At 54.0% G+C, this 22,612-nt stretch carries 18 protein-coding genes; 13 read left to right on the top strand and 5 right to left on the bottom strand.

Features of this window, described 5'->3' with window-relative positions; all coding sequences use genetic code 11:
• Positions 1–213 precede the first annotated feature (213 nt).
• From Poly41_RS23080 to Poly41_RS34275, 3 genes are read left to right on the top strand one after another with little or no spacing between them, the layout of a single operon-like run.
• Complete coding sequence (locus Poly41_RS23080; RefSeq protein ID WP_146529334.1) at positions 214–693, top strand: thioredoxin domain-containing protein; 480 nt, start codon at positions 214–216, stop codon at positions 691–693.
• A 57-nt stretch (positions 694–750) separates the two neighbouring features.
• Positions 751–1,191 carry a hypothetical protein gene (locus Poly41_RS23075; protein ID WP_146529332.1) on the top strand — a complete coding sequence of 147 codons (441 nt, stop codon included), beginning with the start codon at positions 751–753 and terminating at the stop codon, positions 1,189–1,191.
• A gap of 46 nt (positions 1,192–1,237) precedes the next feature.
• Positions 1,238–1,378, top strand: coding sequence for a hypothetical protein (locus tag Poly41_RS34275; RefSeq protein WP_197231546.1), 141 nt, complete (start codon positions 1,238–1,240; stop codon positions 1,376–1,378).
• Positions 1,379–1,768: 390 nt separating this feature from the next.
• Here the strand turns inward: Poly41_RS34275 and Poly41_RS23070 are convergent, their stop codons facing one another.
• The gene (locus tag Poly41_RS23070; RefSeq protein ID WP_146529330.1) at positions 1,769–2,701 is read right to left on the bottom strand and encodes a GumC domain-containing protein; all 933 of its coding nucleotides are present in this window, start codon (positions 2,699–2,701) and stop codon (positions 1,769–1,771) included.
• 1,746 nt (positions 2,702–4,447) lie between these two features.
• A complete protein-coding gene (locus tag Poly41_RS23065) occupies positions 4,448–5,173 on the bottom strand; it encodes an ion transporter (protein ID WP_146529328.1) in 726 nt (241 codons plus the stop codon).
• A gap of 317 nt (positions 5,174–5,490) precedes the next feature.
• Between Poly41_RS23065 and Poly41_RS23060 the strand changes: the two genes are divergently transcribed.
• The 10 genes from Poly41_RS23060 (at position 5,491) to Poly41_RS23020 (ending at position 14,953) form a co-directional block, all read left to right on the top strand.
• Entirely contained in the window at positions 5,491–6,183 is a 693-nt protein-coding gene (locus tag Poly41_RS23060; RefSeq protein WP_146529326.1) for a hypothetical protein, read from the top strand.
• A gap of 76 nt (positions 6,184–6,259) precedes the next feature.
• Positions 6,260–6,430, top strand: coding sequence for a hypothetical protein (locus Poly41_RS34270; protein WP_197231545.1), 171 nt, complete (start codon positions 6,260–6,262; stop codon positions 6,428–6,430).
• Positions 6,430–7,056: a hypothetical protein gene (locus tag Poly41_RS23055; protein ID WP_146529324.1), complete on the top strand. Its 627-nt coding sequence runs from the start codon at positions 6,430–6,432 to the stop codon at positions 7,054–7,056. Before Poly41_RS34270 ends, Poly41_RS23055 begins: the two co-directional genes overlap by 1 nt.
• Positions 7,049–7,342, top strand: a complete 294-nt coding sequence (locus tag Poly41_RS23050; RefSeq protein WP_231615868.1) for a helix-turn-helix domain-containing protein — start codon at positions 7,049–7,051, stop codon at positions 7,340–7,342. Before Poly41_RS23055 ends, Poly41_RS23050 begins: the two co-directional genes overlap by 8 nt.
• A gap of 278 nt (positions 7,343–7,620) precedes the next feature.
• A complete protein-coding gene (locus Poly41_RS23045; protein ID WP_197231544.1) occupies positions 7,621–8,763 on the top strand; it encodes a DnaB-like helicase C-terminal domain-containing protein in 1,143 nt (380 codons plus the stop codon).
• Positions 8,764–9,268: 505 nt separating this feature from the next.
• Positions 9,269–9,520, top strand: a complete 252-nt coding sequence (locus tag Poly41_RS23040; protein WP_146529320.1) for a hypothetical protein — start codon at positions 9,269–9,271, stop codon at positions 9,518–9,520.
• Between the two features lie 344 nt (positions 9,521–9,864).
• Positions 9,865–11,175 (top strand): tyrosine-type recombinase/integrase, encoded by a 1,311-nt coding sequence (locus tag Poly41_RS23035; protein WP_146529318.1) that lies wholly within the window; start codon positions 9,865–9,867, stop codon positions 11,173–11,175.
• Between the two features lie 417 nt (positions 11,176–11,592).
• The gene (locus Poly41_RS23030) at positions 11,593–11,952 is read left to right on the top strand and encodes a hypothetical protein (RefSeq protein ID WP_146529316.1); all 360 of its coding nucleotides are present in this window, start codon (positions 11,593–11,595) and stop codon (positions 11,950–11,952) included.
• A 464-nt stretch (positions 11,953–12,416) separates the two neighbouring features.
• The gene (locus Poly41_RS23025) at positions 12,417–12,836 is read left to right on the top strand and encodes a hypothetical protein (protein ID WP_146529314.1); all 420 of its coding nucleotides are present in this window, start codon (positions 12,417–12,419) and stop codon (positions 12,834–12,836) included.
• 656 nt (positions 12,837–13,492) lie between these two features.
• Complete coding sequence (locus tag Poly41_RS23020) at positions 13,493–14,953, top strand: IS110 family transposase (protein ID WP_197231543.1); 1,461 nt, start codon at positions 13,493–13,495, stop codon at positions 14,951–14,953.
• On the opposite strand, the gene Poly41_RS23015 is transcribed toward Poly41_RS23020, so the two are convergent.
• From Poly41_RS23015 to Poly41_RS23005, 3 genes are all read right to left on the bottom strand, one after another.
• The gene (locus tag Poly41_RS23015; RefSeq protein WP_146529310.1) at positions 14,891–15,496 is read right to left on the bottom strand and encodes a hypothetical protein; all 606 of its coding nucleotides are present in this window, start codon (positions 15,494–15,496) and stop codon (positions 14,891–14,893) included. The two genes, Poly41_RS23020 and Poly41_RS23015, sit on opposite strands and share 63 nt — an antisense overlap.
• 55 nt (positions 15,497–15,551) lie before the next feature.
• Complete coding sequence (locus Poly41_RS23010; RefSeq protein ID WP_197231542.1) at positions 15,552–16,709, bottom strand: formylglycine-generating enzyme family protein; 1,158 nt, start codon at positions 16,707–16,709, stop codon at positions 15,552–15,554.
• Between the two features lie 86 nt (positions 16,710–16,795).
• Positions 16,796–22,444, bottom strand: coding sequence for a protein kinase domain-containing protein (locus tag Poly41_RS23005; protein ID WP_197231541.1), 5,649 nt, complete (start codon positions 22,442–22,444; stop codon positions 16,796–16,798).
• Between the last annotated feature and the right edge of the window lie 168 nt (positions 22,445–22,612).

Genomic DNA, 22,612 nt, shown 5'->3' with positions numbered 1-22,612 from the left:
CGAATTCTGGGACCAAAATCTGGGAAGACTGCGCCGAGGCCTAATGCGCCGAATATTTCTCGGCAAATCACTTGGACATGAAATGATTCGCAGGTAAATCACGTGTTTCGGAGGGCGAAGACGACCGGGAGCCCACCGGATCTCATCGACGGGATAGACTCGTGTTCTGGCGCGAGCGCCACAGAATTACCAAATTATACGGCAAGGACACGCATGGCCTCGGAAACCCAGCAGAGCACAAAGAGAACATACTTTCTTATCTTCAGCACGCTCATTGTGCTCTTTGTGTTATGGATACCCTTCACAATTGGACGCGTGCTGACGGGCCATGCACCTTGGGGGCCAAGAATCGGTGGCAAATTGCCCAATGGCACCGAAGTCTATTTTCAAGCACGTCCAGGAGGTTTTGAAACTGACGACCGCCTGACCGTGGTTGCTCCCAACATGGCACCAAAATACTACTGGGTTGATCGAGTCCACGGTGGTTTCGAACACGTGGTCCTAAAGTACAACAAAACCGGAAGCCAGCTTTGGGTAGAGTCCGATGGGAAAGTCGGCGCCTCCATTGATCTAACCACCAGCGATTTCCGAGCCGAGCTTGACCCGCAACATAAGTGGGCAGAATACGGAACCGGCACAACACTCGACTCAGGAAACACAAGCAGTCTCATATCGCTACTCCGTCCGTGGTAGCCAAACACCCACGAGCCGTATGACAATTAAGTCTTTGACATCGCGAGGAACGAGCCGATGCTCAAGGGCTCTGTTCAAGGAACTCGGTTGACTCGGGTCCTGCGCCTTGGGCAACGTTTCCACTTTCTGGTTCGCAGAATTTGGGGTTCCTATCTGGCCAAGGACGTGACAAGCTGGCTTGGTAATTCGCCCACGGTCGCGAACAACCACTACGCGATGACGATGCAGGCGAGTTTCGACCGAGCCGTCGCCGAAGGTGCCAAGATGATTGGCATGACAACTCTCCCGGCAGCCCCCAAGCCGATACCCCATGCAAAGGGCGATGACGCGGAAGTGGTGGATTCTAAAACACCACCGACGGTGCAAGCCAAGGGCGGAGATTCCAAGACACGAAAAGTGGCCGAAGTTGCAAACCCCCGGAATATCTGGGTTTGTCTCGTGGAGTCTTTGGCTGGCTTGCCATTAAGCTGTCCCACTAGGACTGTCACAATCGTCTGAGACACGAGGAAACAAGCAAACGGGTGAAGCGGCGGTGTCGTGGGCGGTGTCACTGTCGCAGCAACCCGACGAACAAACGACCGAATTGTTAACGATCTGGCAATCGATGGATGACGCCGCCAAGGGTGATCTGCTGAACGTGGCAAAAGGCATTGCATCGAATCGGGGCGACAGGGATCAACGCTAACGCGATCGCAAGCAATGAGACGCATCGATGTCACGATGATACGACGGAGCGTTACAAGCGATTCACGGACGTTGTTGTGGGGATGCGATAAACCAAAGTGTCCATGAAACGGCAGTGGCTTATGCAGAGTGTTTTGCTGTAGGCACTGCAATGGCATCGAAAGCCCGGGTAGCCCGACCCCAAGCCTCCCGCGATACCTGATGTATAGCACCCTGCTAGTATTTCCCGCTCCCAAAGCCAGATGGCGGACAACACTCTCCAGAGTTCTTTCCACCCTTCCTGGGGCCAGATGTCGACCTATTAAATCGCATCTGACGACGCACCTTGGTTTTCGCAGACCCTAAGTGATCGTTCGACATTTTACTTCACGAGGTAGCCTCCGCAGACTAGCTATGCAGCAGCCGATTTTCCTCGTGAGAGCAGTCCCAAGAACAGCGATAGCACGCTGCCGACCCCAAGTCCTAAGAGCGTAGCGATTCCGACCTTACGCCAGCCAGTGACGTGGCCCACAGACGGTGCTGTCAGCTCGACGATCCTCAATTGGCTTTCCTCCGTCTGCATTTCGACGAGTGACATTTGCTCCTCAAGCTGATTCAGTAGTTCGCGATTACGTTCTATTTCTCGCTGCATTCCTGCGTCATCCTGCTCAAGCTTTGCGAGTTTAGCACTTGCCTGTTTCTCAGACTCAATGTTTTGTTCAAGTTCAGCGCGATAGGCCTTCAGCATACTGCTTTCCGCTTTTTTAGCATCGAGCATTGTGGCAATGACCTCTGACGCGGAAATGGTAGAATCTTTCGCGGCTACTTGCTGGGACGAACTTTCTTTAAGGGCATTGGCAAAGGCTTGGTCAATTTGGTTCTTGGCGATCTTTTTGAGTTCCGTTTCAAGCAATTCAATACGTCGATCGAGTTCGACGACTTGTGAATCTTCTTCCCCCAACTCCTCGGCGATTCGATTGCGTTCCGCGATTGCTTCTACCAATAGTTTGCCAATCGAGGGATCCGTCGAACTGGGTTCCACAACCTTTACGTTGGCTATTGGAAAATCCAACAGTTTCGCGATGATGGGAAGTGTAACGACCGCAGATTTGGCTTGTTCAGCCAGTTGTTCCGCTTGTTTCAACATAAGTTCCACTCTGCGGAATTCCTCGATTGTTTCACTTCGCTTTTGGGTCAAGAACAAGTGACGCTCACGATGCGGATTAATCGCTTTGCCGTCGCTGTTCCACACTAATGGAGCATCGCGCCGAAAGTCACGGTATTGACGTTCTAGTTCACCAAGCTTTGGATAGAGTTGCTCGATCGCGACACTGATCGTGCGCATCAAATCACCATGTAAAGTGTGCTGCCTCTGATTCGCCCAATTTTGAAACGCATGAACGAAACTTTTAACGCCCGCTTCTGCCAGTTCCCTATTCTTGGAATCGTAGTGAACTAAGGCTGCGATTCTGAAGTCCTGGTTGCTGGTAACTTCTGGTTCCACAATAAGGGCTTCACGTGCGTGTCGAGCAAAGATGCCAGCGTGACCGGAAAATTCACGGTGAAACGGAAGCATTCGCCGATCTCGGAAAGCCATAGACGACACCCAATCGCTATAGAAGTGCGATCGCAGAATCTCGAACGGAATGGGCTTTGCGTCTCGGTCCTTGGGATTGGGTGCCTGTTCGATCATCACACGTGATGTGGACCGAAATGTCGGATTGGATACGGCAGACGTCAAACCGATAAGGCCGCCTAAGAGCATGCATGTGAGTGTCACGAAAACAAATCTTCTCATTGCAAATTCCCTGCAAGTTGCTTGAAAATCGTTGGCACGGAGGCAACCGACTGTTGCCAACATTGAGTTTATCTCGGTACCCCTGCGGCCAGAGATTGCGAACATCAGCCAAAAGCATAATCGAATCTTGGCTCCCCGAGGTGGACGCAGTCCCAAACAAGTTTCGGCTTGTTCCTTCTCGTTAATGCCTTGCTCATTCCAAAGAAAGGCCGTGAGGCCTTCGTGAAGCGTCCCTGTGGGTCGCTAGGATCAAGCGGCGAACCAACGTCCAAGTCGCCAAGCCCGGGACGTCGCGACATTTTGCCGCAATCCCGGCAACCGGGTGGAACGTGGCCTTGTCGTCTGCGGGAACCGATGGCGACCGAACCACGCGGGCGTAACCGGCAACCCGTAGCCAAACGATCAACCACGCCCGCGAAACCTCGCGTAAGGCTCCGACACGAAGCGGCGGCGACAAACGGTATCCATTACACCGAGCGACCCATCGCCGCCAAGAGCCACCGCAATGTTGAGTACCAGTACGCGGACATGGACGTCCGCGCATGAAGCCCGACCGGGGCACGGAAGCCCGTCGTGAGCGAAGCTCATGGATGGGCGTAGCGATCGACCCGAGCAAGCGAAGCGGGGCGAGGCGGTCGATGTGAGTCGACGTAGCCGAACGAAGGATGAGTGATGGCGTCGAGCCCGTGAAGTCGATGAGGGTGGTTCGAGCCAAACGTGTTCTACTTCGCGGTACGATCCGAGAACCATCGTCATCGGCTGAACGATGCGACACGGCGACGAACGAGGCAGGATGCCGAGTAAAGCGGGTGAGCGATGGATCGCGAACGCCGCTATTTAGAGGCCGCGACGGTGCGAATGCCCGGCTGCAAGTCCGACGCGAAGTGAAGCAAGCGGCATGTGAGGTACGAACATGTGGCGCAGCGCAACGAAGTCGGCGGCGAACGGAACGTTGAAGCGACGCCAGTGTAGACCGGTGGTGCTGTCAATCAGGTAGCGAAGCCAAGCATCCGCTGTGAGGAACGAACTGCGGTTGCGAAGGCGAAGCGGTCTACCGGCCAAACGACTCGGAGGCGAAACGACTGGCCGCGAGAGATGGATTCGCTGAGACGATCTTCAATCCCAAGGCGGACGCACGAATGTCCTGTTGCAGACGGAAGCCCGTGCCCCGACCCCAAGCCGACCGCAGACCCTATTGTATGTCCATCTCAAACTATTTTGCCCTACCGTAGGCCAGATGGCGGCAGAGGGAGAACGGTTTTGCCTTATGGTACAATGTATCGTTAGTTGGGTCTATCGAGTTTCCGAATCAACCGATTCCTGGTCTTCAATCTCTCGTGCTTTTGTAAGCGCGGCAGAAACTAACCCGGCGGGAACGGATACTATGCCAAGCCCAACGAGCAACACCAAGAACGTGAAGCATCGACCTCCAGCTGTAATTGGATAGACGTCGCCGTATCCGACAGTGGTTAGTGTTGCGACAGCCCACCAGAGAGAATGAAAAACGGAGGCGAACGCGTCTGGTTGTGCTTCGTTTTCAAAGTAGTAAATGCCGACCGCAGCCAAGTACAGCACGATCAATGCGGTAAATCCAAAGAGAACAACTTCCTCTCTTGCTATGAGAAGCGCATGGTGAAAGCGGCGGATTGCTTTGCTATACCTAGCTAACTTCAGAATCCGAAACAGTCTGAGCAAACGGAACGCTCGTATCGAACGAAGGTCGACCCCAAGTGACAAATAGAACGGCAAAATTGCAAGCAAATCGATGACGCCAAAAAAGCTCGTTGCAAATTGCAGCTTCCGGTCTGCGACAAAAAGACGGGCTAGATACTCAGCAGTAAAGATTAGAACACAAACAGTCTCGATGATGCCTAGGATCTCTCTTTGACGGAAGCTGATCCCCGGGAGAGTTTCCAGTGAAAACGTAACAATCGAGACAACGATAAGAGCCTGGATGAACAGATCAAATGTCCGTCCAACCTTTGTGTCATTCGCTTCGACTAATTCTCTTAGGTTCATGGCTCGTCATTGTATCAGGAAGGTACCGTGAGTTATGCAAAGACATTCAGTTGAGTTCAGAATGAGTTATCTCTGGCAAACCGGGATAGATCAAGTCGTCGGTAATTCTTGCGATTGACGGAACAGGAGAGAAAGGAGAGAACGGTTTTTCGTCGCGTCGGCGCTCGCTCGGAAAAACCGCGGCCTCCAATGGGTACCGCTCTTTTTGGCATCGGCTAAGATTTTGGTTGCGGAAGTCATGAGCCGCATTCAATCGCCGTCGCGGCGACCCATCCCCGTGGGTTGCCCGCGATGGCATCTTTCAACGGGGAATCTCAATGAACGAAATCGAATCGCGTCTTGCGTGGCTTGATGATCAAGCGTCACGTCAATTGTGCCTTCAACAGATCGGCGAGTATCTGGAGTCGCTTGAGTCGCTGGTTGGGAATGCCGTCACCCGTATTGCTGCGGTCGAGGCTGGCATTGACGTTTCGAAATCTGACTCGCCCGTCATTCCAAGCGTGGGACGAAATGCGAAACGGCTGATCGAGTGTTTTCCAAAAATGCGGGAGCATCAAGAAGCATTTTCGTATTGGTGGGGAACGCCTGATTGGCTCGTGACGCACAACACGCCTGAGGACGAGCGAGAACTGCACCTGTGGACGATGCGACGCGATACCGCCCAGGCATTGCAGGATGCCCTGGAAGCGGTCGAGCGAGCTGTTACGAATGCGGGAATTGATCTTCCGGCAGATGAAGTTGCTGCTGTTGGGGATGATAACAATACCCGACTCGATGAAATCGCTTCGATGCTCGAAGGACGTTCGTTTGATTTGTTTGAGGCACTTCGCAAACACAAGCACTTCGTATCGCTCGGCACATTGAACGACGACGTTTACGAGGGAAGTGTTAAGGATTCATCTGTAAAGCGAGCCTTAGAAAAGCTCAACACAGATTTGGCGGATACTGAATGGACTGTGAAGTTTGATAAATCACGGGCAAAGTTGGTCGATGTAACGACCGACGTATAAACCGATGCGTCGTCGGTCGAGGCGTCCATGAGCTATGTCATCGTTCCTCCATCGTCACTCAAACGATGGAGAAACAATGGACGAGAAAAACCTGTTGGATGAACTCACCATCCGACAACGCATCGCGGAGCGTCGCCGCGAGTTGAAATTGCTGCGCACAATTGAGCGAGCACTCGCAAAGCATCGCGAAGAATCGCAAAAAGCGAAGGCAATGCGACCTGTCCCCGCACCGTCGGAGGGCACCTAATGCAGAGGTCAATCACACCCAAAGACGCAAACCGTCTCCGGTCACTTGAGAAGATTGTTGCCAATGGGCAGAAGACATTTCTCAAGGTCGGCTCCGCGCTGAAGGAAATCCGCGACAGCAAGTTATACAGGGCGACCCACAGAAGTTTTGTGGCGTATGCCGAGGAGCGATTCGGGTTCAAGCGGAGATACGCCTACTATCTAATCGAGTCGAGTGACGCTGTACAGGACAGTGAACAAAGTGTGCACCATGGTGCACAGATCGAGAACGAGCGTCAGGCTCGTGAACTTGCGAAAGCACCAGCCGAGAAGCAGCAGGAAGTTGTTGATGAGGCTGAGAAGATAGCTGATGAACGCGGCACGAAGGTCACGGCGAAGATCGTTAGTGAAGCACGCAAGAAAGTCGTTCAAGGTGAGATCGTTGACGACGACGATGTGAATGAAGTCTCCGACGATGGCGCGGAAGACGAGTACGAAGAATGCGGCGACGAGTACGAGGATGTGGAGGAACCGCAAGACACCGGACGCATGAGCAAGTTGAGGACGTTTGTGTCCGAGCTTGCCGAGCACGAATTGGTGACCGTTCGCGACTGGATTGAAGCTCGCATGGAGGATCACCATGCCTAGTCTTTATTTGCAAGACATTGATCCCGATGAATTCCGCAGAGCGATCGTCTCCGACGTGATGCGACAATTGGGGAGCCTTCTGCACGAGTCATCCGAACCCCGCCTCGTCGACGGCGACCGGTTGGCGGAGTTGCTTGGGGTGTCTCGTTGCAGCGTGGACCGACTGCGAGCTGATGGCAAGATCCCATCCGTGATGATCGGTCGGCGTCGGCTGTACCGACCCGATGCTGCGATTGCTGCCCTGGAGACCAGGGACGAAAAAAGGGAGGCAACCAAAAATGGCTAACTCCCAAAGCGTTTTTGACGATGCGACCCGCCATTCACATTCTAACAACCAGTACCCGGCAGACAAGATAGACGAACTGCGTTGGGAAGCCGAGGGCACTGTATGGCGTGCAGTGGCCTACACCCATCACGCGTGTATAGAGGATGGCCAACTGGTCGTCGCGGGTGGTCACGCATGCGAAATGCAGGCGCGGCTAGCGCGTTTTAATGTAGTGCCTGATGGATTTTGTCGCAGTCTCGCGGCCTATTATTTTATTCGTGATTTTGGGGGTTCAGACAATGGCTCCTGAGATTACGAAGGAGATTGACTCTTTGCTGATTGGTGCAAGGGATGCAGGCAATGAGCTAGTTCCAAGAAAGTGGGGCGTCGAGGTGTTCGGTGGGGCGACTCCGTGGGACTACTCCCATCGACTACAGGACATTGCTACCGAGTACGGTTCCGCGACTGTTCATGAGCGGTATCGGGCTTTGAGCATAGCGCCTATGCAGGTGCCCGAGGGGTATGTGCTACCGGGTGAGGTTTCCGAGTCGGTTCAATGCTTGGATTCATTATTGGATCGATTGAGACGCAAGGAGGGCGATTACCTTTATCCGACTGGTGATTGGATTGATGGTTTTGAGTGTGGGCCAAATAAGATCACCATTGTTGCTGCCCCCCCTGGTTTCGGCAAAACGACCTTTGCAATGCAGTATGTGTTCGATGTATTGGATCACGATAGTGAGATCACTGTATTCGTTGCAAACGCTGAGACTAGTTTTGACGTACTGCTGGGTAGGGAATTGACACGTCGTTCAGGGGTGCCCGCGAAGGCACTCCGGTTTGCGGATTTGACCCCCTCCCAGATGCAAGCGGTTGAAGATGCGGCTGATGATATTAGACCCTACTTGGATCGTATAGAGGTTATGCCTGGGCCTTTTGGTTTAGGTGACTTGCAGAGCTTTACGGAAGGGCGTTGTGGGTTGTTGTTGCTCGACTACTTGCAATTGTTCGCGCCCGGGGATGATGCCCGCGTCGGTGTCAATCAGGTGATGAGGTCGCTACGGCAGTTGGCGAACCGGGACTGGGGTGTCTTAGCTGTTTCGGCAGTCACTCGCGGGCGTAATAAGAACGGTTCGAGTTACGAGTCGAGTCAGTTGTCGATGGCATCGTTGAAGGAATCCGGCGAAATCGAGTTCATGGCTGATTCGATCTACCTGCTTTGCGACGATGGCCCAGTCGATGACAACGACAAGGTTCGCAAGGTAGACCTGCAATGCGGTAAGAACCGGCACGGAGAACGTGTTCCGCATGACCTGGTGTTCAACATGCCAGCGATGCGTTTTGAGCGTCCTGAGCCGGTTGTGGAACCACACAGCGAGTTCCTCGACTATGGCGACGCGAATCCGTTTGCTGCCGAGAGCTACGAGGAGGCGTCCTTTTAATGGCCACCTCAAAATCAAAATCTCAGCGTCGATTCGAACAGTTGAATCACATCGTTGACAAGCTGTTGCGTCAGCTACCGGCACGGCATGGTGTTGCGATGTTAGTGTGCTACCGGCACGCGCAGGCCAACCGGCAATTCCGAGTTTCCGAATCGGACTTGGCAATAGCTCTTGGAGTTGATCGACGAACCGCGCGACGGTTGTTCGATGACCTCGAACGATGGCAGGCAATCAAGCTCGTCAAACCGAAGCAGGGGACGATCCCGAGGGTGTTCGTCATCACGGGAAAAGTGATTAGTGAGGACACCACCGCGCCTACTAAGGCTAGACGGCGCTCTCATGTCCAATAGACGGCGCTCTCATGTCCGCTAGTGGGGACATCACCGCGCCTACATACAGACACAGACACATTACGAGCGTCACTCATGCACGCTTCGCTATGAGTGCCTCCCGAATACGGAATTGACGACGACCGTTCACGCGGTTGACCAAATGGAGTTGAACAATGATCAAACCGAAAGACCGAACTCACTGGACGGTCACCCTTAGGCCCGAGGCGTGGGTGGGCGATGACGATGCGGTGCTTCGCTCGATGCGCCGCTTCCTGAAAGCCGCATTGCGATCCTACGGGCTCCGGTGCGTCGATGTGAGCCAGATTGCACCCGAGCAGGCTGAGGGCCTTACTCGCGATCCTCGGCGACCTGATGGCTCGATGCGATTGACCGACACGATGGAGGACTACCGATGCGGAGATTGATGTGCTTCTTGTCTCGATGGATCTGGGTTCTTGCCCTGGGGTTTACGGTTGTTGACGTAGGTGGTGGTTTTGGGTGGATGCTTTGGGTGGTCGTTTTATGTGCGTGCTGGTGATGCACGAGATTGGTAGTTGACCATCTGGACTGATCACGAGACGTCCCCTTGCACGAGACGCATCCGAAACGAGTGGAAATAGTTGCGGCTGATGGGTGGTGATTGGCCCTGAGGGAATTGGATGTATACATTTCTTTACGCAGCGGCTAGCCCGACGGGGCGAACACTGGTTCCCATGACCAGCCCGCCGTTGTGTTTCTTGTTCATGGGTTTAACTGATGGTAGTTATAGATGGCGAGTTTAAGAAAAGAGTCTGACCGTGGGCGTACTGGTTGGCGTCTGCAGTTTCGGCATGAAAAGAAGCGGCGTTCGCTGTGGCTGGGACCGCTTAGCAAACGGGCTGCAGATGCTGTTGCTCGGCATGTTGAGGAGTTGGTACGGGCGAGGGCATCCAACGTGCAACCGGAACCAGATGCAGCTAAGTGGGCGAGGGGGGTTGACGGGCGGATTCGGGATACGCTTTGTGGTTGGGGCTTGGTTGATCCAATCCAGAACCGCAACGCTGATTCTGATCGATTCTTGGGGCCATTCTGCGACAAGTACATTGCAGGGCGAACGGACATCGCTGCGGTGACTCTTGAAGACTACACACGAGTGAAGGGCTTTCTTGTTGATCGTTTCGGCCAAAGGTGCCTGCTGACTACGATTACACCTGCCGATGCGATCCGTTGGCAACGATGGCTTGTATCGGATAGAGGGCACTCGGAAGCGACGGTTTCAAAGTACACAAAAAAAGCGAAGGCAATCTTTGCAGATGCGGTTCGTGATCGTCTGATACCTGAAAGTCCATTTGCCGACGTGAAGCCGGGTAGCGACGTGAATAGGACTCGCGATCACTACATTAGCCGTGCGACGGCAATCGAAGTGTTGAAAGCCTGCCCCGATGACGACTGGCGTTTGATCTTCGCGTTTGCCAGATTTGCGGGTTTACGTCGTTGCGAGATTCTTGTGATGACCTGGGCGGACATCCTTTGGGACATCGACCGATTGCGAATTGATTCGCCCAAGACGGGTTTGCGGTTCTGTCCGATCTTCCCCGAGTTGATGCCGTTTCTGTTGGCATCATCTGAATCGGCACCAGACGGGGCAACACGATGTATTCGGCGGTACCACCGCAGGGCGAACCTTGGGACGCAGATGAACCGGATCATCGAACAAGCGGGGATAGTTCCTTGGGAGAAGACTTTCGGCAACTTGCGGGCCACTAGAAGGACAGAACTTCAGGAGCATCGGGAGGATCACGTCATCAACGCTTGGCTCGGCCATTCAAGCAAGACGGCTGAAAAACACTACCTGCAAGTTCACGATGATCACTGGGCAGCGGGGGCGTCATCACTTACTGGCGAAGCAATTGATTTCGATGCAGTGATCGGCGGTGTCCGTGGCGGTGTCATCTCTGCCGCTAATGACCCATCCCGAGCTCGCACGGCGAATAACCAATCTGCGAAAACAATGGGAAAAGAGGGTTCGGGATGCTTCTTGATGGGTGAGCAAGCTGTCCCACTAGGACACGAATTGTCGGCCAAAACACGGGGATTCTAGCCATCATCCCCGACGACACCTCACAGGAAGCCTCACTGCCGATTGAGGGGATCGATCAGCTGTCTCGACTGCTAAAGTCGTCACTTCCGATAGAGGATCTTGAAGCGATCGTCGCTTCACTAAAGGCGTAGGCACTACATCGGATGCGAATGGGCCCGGCGTTCGAGTTCCATTGCTGCTGTAGCCTGCTTGCTTGTAGACGGTTCTCTCCTAGGACGATTCGGAGCGACACCTTCTATGTGGCGGTTCGTGGTGTAGTGGGGACATCGCTTCAATCCACCGACAGAAACTTCGGTTGTCGAATTAGATGGTAGCTAGTCCCGTCGTCAAACATCCACCCATCTTTTTGGTGTTTCTAGCAATCCTTGTATCTTTAAAGATGAGTTCGTTAAGCAAGTTTTCTTCACAGGTAAGACCATGTCCACGTCCGTTGATGTCCCCATCCGAACCATACACCCAATCGTCCATGACCTGCGGCAAATCCTCCGACTCAGTGCTCACCAAGGCAGTCGTCATCATGAATCAAAAGAGCACCCGACAATCAGCCAGTACGCCCGTTGGTGCGGCTGCACGCCTCAACTGCTCGGCAAGTTCGCCAATGGCAAATCGAAAAGTCTGGGGCATGAGATCGTCGACGACCTCGCGGCACTGACTGGGCTGTTCCCCTCGGCCACACGCGAGCAACGAATGGTTCGTTTACGACAAGCCGACATATGGATGGCGTCGCCGGAGTTACGGGCCGAGTTTCCTCGAGTTCGCCACTTCGTTCTGCGGTAGAAACCCCGAAGCAATGCCTGCGACGAAGTGCTTTTCTGTTTTCGAGAAAACAACTCCGTTTACCACCAGATTCCGATACCCCGTATTTTGCTCCTTCCAAAACAGGTGGAATTGGCTCAATTCCACCACTTTTCGCACAAGCATCAAAACGCGTTTACTGCCTCGCTTATTCGGTGTCGCAAACAGTAGGACCAAAGGTTTGTCGTCTCAAGCGTCGCCAAATGTTTGCTGTCACGCAAGTTTGAAACCAAGGATTCGGGGTTTGTAACCATCGCATCACCATTTTGAGGCTGCAGAACTGGCGAAATCGTTTCGTGTCGCGTTTTCACCGGCAGATGGTTGCAAATGTACCGAAGAAGTCGCAGGATTGGCTCAGAAAACCGAGAACCCAACACGTTTGGTCGCATGGTGATTTCCGCCTCGCCCAGTATTCCCGTCGCTTCTCTATTGATCGATCGAGGCTCATGAACGCTTCAAAATCCCTCTCACTCACCGACTCAATACGCCAAGACTTGCGAGTCGCCGCCAAGCGGAAGAGCCGGCAGGCTGGAGGCAGGCCAATGCCAACACTTCGGCAATACGCACGATGGTGTGGCTGCTCCCTACAACAGCTCGCTGACTTTGCTAACCGAAAGACACAGTACGCCACCCACGAAGTCCTCGATTCGCTGGCCATGCTAACGGGCGCCTACCCCGTGGCGACGAACAAAGACGTACGCTGGCGATGGAGGCAAGCAGCAAAATGGGATAAGTCCCCCGAGCTACAAGCGAAGTATCCAAGTTGTTGCGATTACGTCTGCCAGCAAGAACGGAACCGAGCAGCGATGCGTCTGCTCAAGCAATGGGAGCAGGAGAGACAAATCGAGACAGGATATTCAAGTTGATCAAGTTGATCAAACTTTGTCACGTGTGATGAGATGATCAACTTGATCACCTTGGCTGGTGGGCCACCGAGTTCTTTCCCCCGTCTACACGTCAACATGTCTACAGAAAGGGATTGTGTTGTTGCCGCACAGAAACCTCCTCACTGCGTAGCGCGAGATGCGGCGAAAAATCGCGCCGACTTGGCTATGTCTTAACTTGATGCTTATGGGGGTTTCGGAGGGCTGGCACCCGATAACGCTGGCTCCATTCACTAAATTGCAAAACATGTCGTCTCAAACTTGCTGACACATTCCGCATTTCGATCCGCTCCATCCGTATGGTCATTCCGCCTGCACGAATGGCATTCAGCCAACTGCATCTGGTTTCATCGATCGAGGAGAGTGCAATATTCGGTTGCCGGTGTCGGCCTGGTATGACACTTATAAGAGAGAAAATCCCTTTCTTGGGATTGGAATCGCCGCGACGGATCGCGATTGGGAGAATTCAGGATTCGCTTCCTTTCCCCAAATTGGAGAGTCTAATGGCCGGTAAACTCACTGGCAGTCGTCGTCGACGCCCATCGAAGCGCAGATCAAAGAATCGGGTTCATCTGCAAAAGCCATCCGGGCTGATTGGACCTCGCGTAGCGAAGGTTGGCGGTGACAGATTCGCAATCGTGTGCATTGATCCTGCCAAGCATCGATCCGAGTGGATGATGGCTGACTACTTTGGAAAGCTGCTCATCGCGCCACAAACTCTTGAGCATCAGTCAGGTCACTTCAAAGCTGCTATCGCTCAGATTCAACAATCTCAAAAGCAAAATGACATACGCGATCTCATCGTGGTTGTAGAACGAACAGGGAACTACCATCTGGCGCCCAAGCATGCTTTCTCCAGTGCAGGATTCGAAACACGTGTTGTTCATCCGTTTGCGACGAAGCAATACCGGATGCCTGCCGACCCAGGCAACAAGACAGATGAAACCGATCTTCACGCGCAACACCGCGCTGCTGTCGCTGGATTTGGTCTTTGTGAGCGAGAGCTGCAATCGCCTTACCGTGAGTTACAACTGAGAGTGCGTCACCGGCGCAACCTCGTCGAGAAGGCGTCATCGCTTGCATGCCAGGTGCGAGAACATTTACATCTTTCGATGCCAGGTTACTCAGTTCTATTTGATCGATTACTCGAGCACCGAATTGCTATGGGCATCGGCCGTTGCTGCGAGTCCCCAGCGAAGATTGTGAAGCTCGGCCAGACGGGAATCTGCAAGCGGCTGCGTAAACAAGGGATCCGATGCCAGCAACGCACCATTGACAAGGTTCTTGCCTGGGCGTCTCAGGAAAAGAATCAGATGGTCAAAGATGGCGCTGTCCACCACGCAATCTGGACTGATTTAGAAGAGCTGTTTCGGCAGATTCAACGCCAAATCACTTCAATTGAGCGAGTTCTTGCAGGTGAGTTGGTTCAAACGCCCTACGTTCGTCTAATGTCGATTCCTGGAATCAATGTTGTTTCTGCAGCCGACTTGGCTGGAGAGATGGGACCGATTGATGCGTACGCAAACGCAAACGCAATCACAGGACGAAGTGGACTATTCCCGTGCCGGCACCAAAGCGACCAGACTGACACAAGTGGGCCGATCATCCGCCAAGCCAATCGACGTTTGCGATGCGCACTGATGAGGATCGCTGACAATCTCGCTTGTCACTGCGCCCACTATCGCGGTCTTGCCGAGCAGGATCTTGCACGCGGAGTCGCGGTCCGAGCTAGTCGAGTCAAAACGACCAAGAAGTTCACGCGTCTTGCATTCGCTTGCCTTGCTGGTGACCAACCAATGAGACACCCGGCATTCCGCGCGCCCGATTCGATTCTAGAAAAGCTCCGTGAGTTTCACCGCCTCCATGAGACGCCCTTGGACCAAGTGCTCGCTGATCTAAGCAAAGCGGTAGAGCAACTGCCCGAATATGCGAAAGGTCATGAAGCAAAAGTTGTTGCGGAAGTGCTGCGCCAAAAAGCATCTCGAAAACGTCGCGAGGTCGGACTTGGCGAACTCCTTACCGCAGTCCTTGCCCGTTTAGGAATCAACGACAATGAGATAGACAAAACCAATACAATTAAATCTGGGGATCGACCCTAAGCCTGTGTGAGGATCCACACCGCCTTCGTCGGCCGCGGCATCTCTGCCTTTCCGGTGCGTGGCGCTCTGACGGATCATCACCGCCTGATACGGCAGTTTGGGGTCGTCCCTCTTATGTATTACCTGTATGGCGATAACGTGATCACCAACGTCAGAGAGGATCCTCACATGGGATCGGTCGATACTCCTACGACCCTTTCTGAAAACCACCAGCCGGTGGAACAAGGAATGTACGCAATCGCAAAAATTTTTCGAATAGGACTTGAAACTCCCATGGCAGTCAGGTAAATCAGCAGGCGGCACGTTTACCAATTGTTCGGTTAGAAACTGACAGAAATCCTCGTTCTCCCAGTATGCAATCGACGGGTCATAGGTCGCCAGGGCACAGGCTGCGTGGAAACGAAGAGCAGAAGAGTCGCTCTTTTTGGTGGTCTCCCAATAGTCGGCAATGAATTTGCTTTTGTGCTCTTCGAGAGAATCGCGAACACGTTGAAACTCTTGAGCAGTGACCGTCAGCAATTGCTGCTGCAGGAATGGCAGCACCGACTCATCCGCCGTTGAAAGCGTCTCGACGGCTGCATGCAGCTTCGCATAGGAATCATCGAGAGTCCGCAGACGCTCGGGGAAAATAGGTCCTGACCGGACGAAATCCTGATCCTGGTTTTGGGTACGATTTGTTACACTCGTCAAAGTGAATTCTGGCTTCTGTAGAACACCAACCTATTGGCCTATCGAAGCTCGAGCCTTTGCTGACCCTACAATCCCCGAGCAGGCAGGGACGCGTACTCGGAGAATCCTCCCCGCTCACCAAATCTCTTAAGTAGTAATCGAAGCAGTATTCGTATAGATTGCCGTGCATATCGAACAAACCGAAATCGTTTGGCTTCAGGCTTGCCACGGGCCAAGAACGTCCGTCTGCATTTGATTCACACCAGGCGTAATCTGTCAACAAAATTTCGGAATTGCCCCAGTAACGATGTGTCTTTGCACCAGCGGCACAGGCGAATTCCCACTCCGCTTCGGTCGGCAAACGATAGCCTTGCAATTCCAAGAAATGATCCTTGGCCCTCATTCGTTCATGGAATTCGTTGGCGGCATTTTTCTCATAACACCATTGGTCCTCTGGAATGCCTTCGCTTGCACTCAGCCAGTTGCAATAATGGGCAGCCTGAAACCAAGACAGGTATATTGGCTGGTCTTCGCTGGGGAGTAATCCTTTCATCCTCTGAAGTTTCATTTCACGATTTTCGCGAAGTACGTAGTCAGCGTTTTGTTCAAACGTTTCAAACTGTGCCCTGGTTACTTCTGTTGTCGCAATGGCGAAACGCCTTTCGATCCGTCGCTGCGCACGCAGGAATCGCCGCCCTTTCCAGTCGCGCGTTTCCGCGTTAGCTATCGGCGTATCGTACCATCCCAATGACTCCTTTTCCTCGCGCGTCATCCCGTCTTTGAGGTGACCGTGCACGCTGGCCTCGTCGGGAATCGTCTTATTCCACGCGACTTGATCGGCCTCAAGGATCACAAACGTCTGGCCTTGCCCGTTTACGAACCATTGACGTGGATCGTCGGTTGCGTTTTGAATTTGCTCTTCCGATTGCCGCAACTCTTGATCGATCGAAACGATTTGTTCGCCTTTCCCCCACTTTGTCAGCATCCATCTTGCCGCCCCATGAATCCCGGCGTCGGGATGGTTGCGATAGACCTCGGCAAATTGATCGCACAGACGATCGCGTTGCACGGGAGGCAACTGCGTCACGTCCAATCCGCCCAGGCACAACAGCAAGGCCCGTTTGATCGAGACGTCGGCTTCCTGTTCGTAACGTTGGGTAAAGGCTAACGGTCTTAATGGGAGAAGAGGAGAGTTCTCGACGGACGGAAACCACCGTAGCGGTCCCTATACGTCGGCTGGAGGCTGGTGCGATTGGCGAAACTGACGTTCAACGAAGAATAGAGGAACGAGCCGCCACGCAATAAACGGGTACCATCGTCTCTCACCGGGGAGATTGAACCCGACAGTGAAGTTTGAGTCCATTCCCAAACGTTGCCGTGTATGTCAAACAGTCCCAAGGTGTTCGGCAGCAACGATTCAACCGAGTGTCTGCGACTAGACGAACTGTGATCGTAACGGGCGTACCGTTCCAGCAGCGACAACGATTCCCCGAAACCATAAGTGCCGGTGCTACCCGCTCGGCCCGCGTGTTCCCATTCCGCTTCGGTAGGCAGGCGGTAGCCCGTCAACTCCAATGCATTCTCTCGAATCAACATTCCGTCCGCATATTGCCCATTCTCTGTCGGCTCGTATACCCACTGATGTTCCGGAATTCCTTCCTGCTGACTCAGCCAGTTGCAGTAGGCAGCGGCATCGTACCAACTGACCTTGTGGACCGGGCAGTCCTCCGTGGGGGCATTGGTTTCATCAGCAGCAATGTCGCCTCGAAACCGGCGAAACTCGGCCACCGTCACCTCATGGCTGGCAATCGCAAAGCTGTAATTGATCGAACTCTCACTTGAAGCCGCAGGGTTCGGGATCACCGCCATCGTCTGGCCCTGACCATTAACGTACCAGCGGCGAACACCGTTCCAGCGGGCTTCACTCAATGCGGTCTCAGATGCGGCAAGCTGATTTTCAAGGCGTTGCAGCGGTTCATCCTGTGGACGGTACGCCGCTGACAGCAGGGCCTGCTGTTCGGTCGTGCGAGTTTCAGTCGCCACGCCCGCTAACGCCCGCAGTCCCGTTGCGTACAACTGCTGCACTTCGCCGTCGCTTAGGAGGCGATTGTAGATTCGCATATCGTCGATAGCGCCCAAAAACGGGTACTGTATGTCACGCATCCCGATGTTCAGTGGAGCATCGTTCTGGATCGTGTCTGACAAGCTCTCGGTGACGACTTTGGTGTCGATCGGTTGGCCATCAAGATAGAGCATCACACCGGCAGCGGTTGATGAACCGTCGTAGGTCATCATGACATGGTGCCACTGACCTGGCGGAAGTGAATCGACGGACATCGTCTTTAAAAAATTACTTGGGTAGTGATGTTTGAAATGAACCTCCATGCGCCCAGAAGCATCCAAAAATAAATCGAAGCCACGCAAGTTTTTCGCTGAATCCATTTTGCCGATCAAGGTGGCATACCGGCCCTGGTTTTCACTGAATACCCAGCACCCATATGAAAATGCATCCCCGCGGTCAGGGTTGAATATTTGGCCGCAACGAATGTGTCCGCCCTTGCCGTCGAGTCGTATCGCATTACGGACAACGCCCTGTTTCCACTCCGGCTGGCCCTGTCCCTCATAGATTCCGACTGGCTGGCCCTCGACCGCGTTCGCTGTTTCTCTGCCTTCGGTTTCATCCAGTGGGTAATGGGCCACCAGTCCCTCCTTGAGTGAATCCAGTGATGGCGCTGCTTGCTCTCGCAATTGCCGTTCCCAGGCGGCTTGTCGGGCAAGAAGCCCGGCTTGCTCATCGGTGGTGATCCGTTGTCGGATCTCGTCGACTTCCGCATTCAGCTTCGCAGCCCGAGCTAACTGTCCTTCATTCAACGTGGGTTCGCAGACAGGCAACCTTGGCAACGGTATGCCCCATTGCCGCAACGTCCACGAGGCCGAACCGTGGATGCCGGAATCGAGGTCGGTGACATACAGCGATTTCAATTGCGCAGCGATGCGGTTGCGGTCGGACGCCGGCAACATCGCCGCATTCAGCCCTCCCAGACTCTGAACCAACCCTTTGCGAACCGAAACGTCACTCTCCCTATTCAATCGGGCAGCGAGTGTGTTGTGATTCGTGCCCAACTTACCCAGATGGTGGATCACGAAGCTTCGTAGCGAGGGATCAGGCGTTAGCTTCAGCAGCGCCCAAACCTCGTCACCAACTCCGAGATGCACAAGTGTCACCGCGGCCAACGATTGGCGTTTCCAGTGAGCGTCTCGAAGTATCTGATCTGATTCTGCGAGGTGTTCGTTGGTCTTGTCGAGTTCGACAGGAAGCAATGCCCGCATTTCCTCCAGCAACCTCTGCTGCACCGTGGCGGCGTGTGGGGTCAGCGCATTGGACAACAAGGTGAACTCGGCCAATTCATCAGCTACCAAGACCACATCCACCAGCTTGTCGGGTTGCTCTCGCAGATAGTCCGACAGGGCAAACGCTGCAGCTTCTCGCCGCTTTCCACTAACGGAGCGATCGGCATGAATGGCGGTGAGTGGCTCCATCAATGGCTTGCTCGCCGGTTGCAAAAGTTCGCGCCACGGGCCGAGGTAAACGGACGAAACGGCACTCGTCAAATGTGCGCAGACAAACGGAGCCGTCGCCCGCCAGCGTTCATCGTCGGGGGCGTACTCCGCCAAGGTCGCTGCCGCCTGAAAACGTACCACAGCTTCTTGCTCTTCATCTTTCGCCACGATCCACAGCGTTTCGACCAGCTTGTCTTTGTGAGGCAGCAATCCTGTTCGCAGGACTGGGAACTGGGTCAGCGAACAGACGAGAAGTTGATCTCGTAGATATTCGAGTTGACTCTCGTCAACAGGCAGTAGGGCGAGAGACAAATGAAGTTTCTCGGAGGAACCATCGCTGGCCGTGGCGAGTTTGGCCTTGAGTAACGAATCAGCCCATTCACGGTGTTGATTCAAGTCGGAAATAACGGAGGGAACCTGAGCGATGTCAGCACTCCCGAGAGAACCCACCAAGGCTGTGGCACGAGTTAAGTGCTGGGATTCGACCACCGATTGGCGAATGCTCAGACCAATGAAGCTGGCGGCCACTAGCAACAAGGCAACCATTCCCGTGCGAATTCCATGCGTGCGTCCCGCCTTGGCCATCATGTTCCGCTGCGGCTCAGTCCACTTCCGCTTATCCGTGAACAACCGAATGTTGAGATTCTCCCACCACGATGGCAGGAAGCGGTTCTTCGGTTCGGCATTCCACAGCAATGCAGCATCAAACAGCTTCAGCTCTGCTCGGCCGCTAGCGGTTTCTTTTTGCTTGCGGGTCAGCCAATCCCGCAACGAATGCACGAGATAATCGTGGGTCAACTGAAAATACAGCTGCCCCTTTGGGGCCTGAGTCACGTACTGATCATTGGCGCCATTTCCTTCGGGATCGGTCGGCGTGATCAGTCGGATTTCGCTGTCCAAAATCTTGATCAAATCGTCGAAGTCGTGGGGTCGATCACCGTAGCCGCTTGCTTCCATGAGCTCCGCATGAGATCGCATAGTGCCTTTGATATCAGTGCCGTAATCGGGAAGCAGGTCCTTTAACACCGCTCGGGCAGCTTTCTGGTGCAGGCGGTGACTTGGATTTGCCGACGGAGCGCTGAAGACCTCCTCCAAAAACTTGACCCCCACTCCCTTGGTTCCCCCCAATTCTTTGAGCGTGGCAGGTACCCAGAGCTTGTCCTTCATCATGTCGGCGAACAATGCCAAACGCACGCAAATGACTTTGCCATCCACGGCGAGTCCCACGGTTGCTTGTTGAAGAAACTTCTTTTGTGCTTTCGTGGTTTCACCGAAGGTCTTTGGCAGTCTGCCAAACGCACGACCGAATGCGGCCAAAACTTTGCGGGCATGTTTGAGATCAAAAAGATCAACCAAGGCGGTGTTGTGACCTTCGACCAAACGCACCTCCAACTCATGGAGGAAGCGACTGACCGCTAACCAGAAATCGTCCCGCACCAGCATGATGCATTGAACCCGACCTCCGTCGCACTGCCGCAGGGCTTCCACCAAATCGGTGTACTCCTCTTCCTTTTTGGCATGCAACCATTGTTCAAATCGGTCGAGCACGATCAGCACTTTCTTGCCGACCGGGACACCGCGTCCTCGTCGCAAGGCAGTCAGTGCCTCTTTCAGACTATCGATTCCCCGGAGTGCGGGATACTGCTTCCACAATCCGTGCAGCAATCGTGTTTCGGATTCCGCAGGCGAGGCTTCGATGTAAACAACATCCACCTCATTGGAAAGCCGAGGCATCAAGCCGGCTTTCACGAATGACGACTTGCCACAACCTGATGGTCCGTAGATCAAACCAACCGAGAACGTATGATCCGGATCCGTTTCCTCGATGTGAGTTTTCCAGAACCGCAGACTGTCGGGGAGACCCTCGCGATCTCTCGGCCCGGGAAGCAAGTCCAGGAAGAAGTCCGCATCACTGGCGTCAAAGGAACGCAAACCTTTCGGAACGATACTGATTGCCTGGCTGCCGGACGATCCCAAGCCCACCGCGCCGGAAGACGCCGTAGCGGAGTCAGGAGAGGACGGCGGTGTCGAGCTTTGTGATTCCGAAACCTTTCCCGCAAGCCCACCGTTCGCCGACCCACGAGCCAACGCGGGATTCTCAGCCAAGAAAAGCCTCAGATCTTCGGCAAAGTCCCGGGCCGACGGATACCGCTCCGTGACTCGCTTTGCCATCGCTTTCGTGCAGATGCGTTCCAATTCTTTCGGCAGACTTGCATCGTGTTGCCTGAGCGGTTTGGATTCACCGTTTGTCACCTGATCGAGAAGCTCGGCCTTCGTCTCACCGTGAAAGGGGAGTTGACCGGCGAGCAACTGGTAGAGCACCGCGCCGAGACTGAAAACGTCACTGCGACGATCAACACGATGGCCTTCTCCACGGGCTTGTTCTGGCGACATGTAGGCGGGAGTTCCCGCATGTTTGGGTCCCTCACCGATGTCCTGTTCTCGGAGCGCCAGTCCGAAATCGATCACAAAGGGATTGCCATCACCATCCATCAGAATGTTGCCAGGTTTGACATCGCGGTGCACAAGGCCCTGCTCGTGGGCATAATGCAATGCCTGGGCAACCGTCGCAATCAGCTCAGCCGCAGCGAATGCATTGCCGACTTGGCCCAACTTGATTTGCTGCGCGAGACTGAATCCATCGATGTACTTGGAAACGATGTAAAAGGGAAAATCTTCGTCGCTGCCAAGTTCATAAACCGGCACGATGTTTGGATGGTCCAGTTTCGCGACGATTTTCGCCTCGGTCTCGTTCTGAGAAAGAGAAAGGAATCGAGCACGCGGTACTTTGATGGCGACCGCTCGCTCCAATCCCTCATCACGAGCTTTGTAAACAATCCCGAACCCGCCTTGCCCAAGCACTTCGTCGATACGGAAACGTCCAATCGAATCAGGAATCTGGAGATCGGCACCGCTGGGATGCAACTGGATTTTTGATTTTGAGTTCGCGGCGGAGAGCTCTCGTGTCTGCAAGCTTTGATCGGCGATACGCTGGAACACCGATTGAATCTGTTCCTTTCGATCCGGGAAACGTGTTTCGTAAGAGGCGATCGGAGGCAACGATCCGCCCCGCGCTCGCAGCTCGATCTCAATTGCGAGCAGCTCCTCAAAAAGCACGCTGCGAATTCGGATCGTTCCCTGGGCGAGGTGCTGTTCGAGAGTGGAACGTTGCTGTGCAAAGTCTTCCTCAAACGCTTTGCATGCCGCGTCGACGATTCGCAGTTCTTCGGTACTCAGATCGGAAAAGCGCGGGTCGGTCACGTTCCCTCGGCCATTAAAGACGTGGTGAAGGCTGGCCTCGCATGACGTGCACACGACACGAAACACAGAGGACCGGTCTCGGTATCCTTATGCCGCGCAAACACCAAAGCTTGCCGAAGATGCGGAAATCGATTGCAGTTTCACCCCGTGAATTAGTTGAGGCATCTA

Source organism: Novipirellula artificiosorum (genome assembly GCF_007860135.1).
Lineage (GTDB): Bacteria > Planctomycetota > Planctomycetia > Pirellulales > Pirellulaceae > Novipirellula_A > Novipirellula_A artificiosorum.
The sequence above is the reverse complement of the archived record's forward strand: the minus strand, read 5'-3'. Positions and strand labels throughout refer to the sequence as shown.

Bases quoted from the DNA above. Each gene is read 5' to 3' on its own strand.
- Poly41_RS23050 (WP_231615868.1), top strand. From the start codon at position 7,049: ATGCCTAGTCTTTATTTGCAAGACATTGATCCCGATGAATTCCGCAGA.
- Poly41_RS23030 (WP_146529316.1), top strand. From the start codon at position 11,593: ATGTCCACGTCCGTTGATGTCCCCATCCGAACCATACACCCAATCGTC.
- Poly41_RS23065 (WP_146529328.1), bottom strand. From the start codon at position 5,173: ATGAACCTAAGAGAATTAGTCGAAGCGAATGACACAAAGGTTGGACGG.
- Poly41_RS23080 (WP_146529334.1), top strand. From the start codon at position 214: ATGGCCTCGGAAACCCAGCAGAGCACAAAGAGAACATACTTTCTTATC.
- Poly41_RS34270 (WP_197231545.1), top strand. From the start codon at position 6,260: ATGGACGAGAAAAACCTGTTGGATGAACTCACCATCCGACAACGCATC.
- Poly41_RS23040 (WP_146529320.1), top strand. From the start codon at position 9,269: ATGATCAAACCGAAAGACCGAACTCACTGGACGGTCACCCTTAGGCCC.
- Poly41_RS23035 (WP_146529318.1), top strand. From the start codon at position 9,865: ATGGCGAGTTTAAGAAAAGAGTCTGACCGTGGGCGTACTGGTTGGCGT.
- Poly41_RS23060 (WP_146529326.1), top strand. From the start codon at position 5,491: ATGAACGAAATCGAATCGCGTCTTGCGTGGCTTGATGATCAAGCGTCA.
- Poly41_RS23025 (WP_146529314.1), top strand. From the start codon at position 12,417: ATGAACGCTTCAAAATCCCTCTCACTCACCGACTCAATACGCCAAGAC.
- Poly41_RS23070 (WP_146529330.1), bottom strand. From the start codon at position 2,701: ATGCGCACGATCAGTGTCGCGATCGAGCAACTCTATCCAAAGCTTGGT.
- Poly41_RS23075 (WP_146529332.1), top strand. From the start codon at position 751: ATGCTCAAGGGCTCTGTTCAAGGAACTCGGTTGACTCGGGTCCTGCGC.
- Poly41_RS23045 (WP_197231544.1), top strand. From the start codon at position 7,621: ATGGCTCCTGAGATTACGAAGGAGATTGACTCTTTGCTGATTGGTGCA.
- Poly41_RS23055 (WP_146529324.1), top strand. From the start codon at position 6,430: ATGCAGAGGTCAATCACACCCAAAGACGCAAACCGTCTCCGGTCACTT.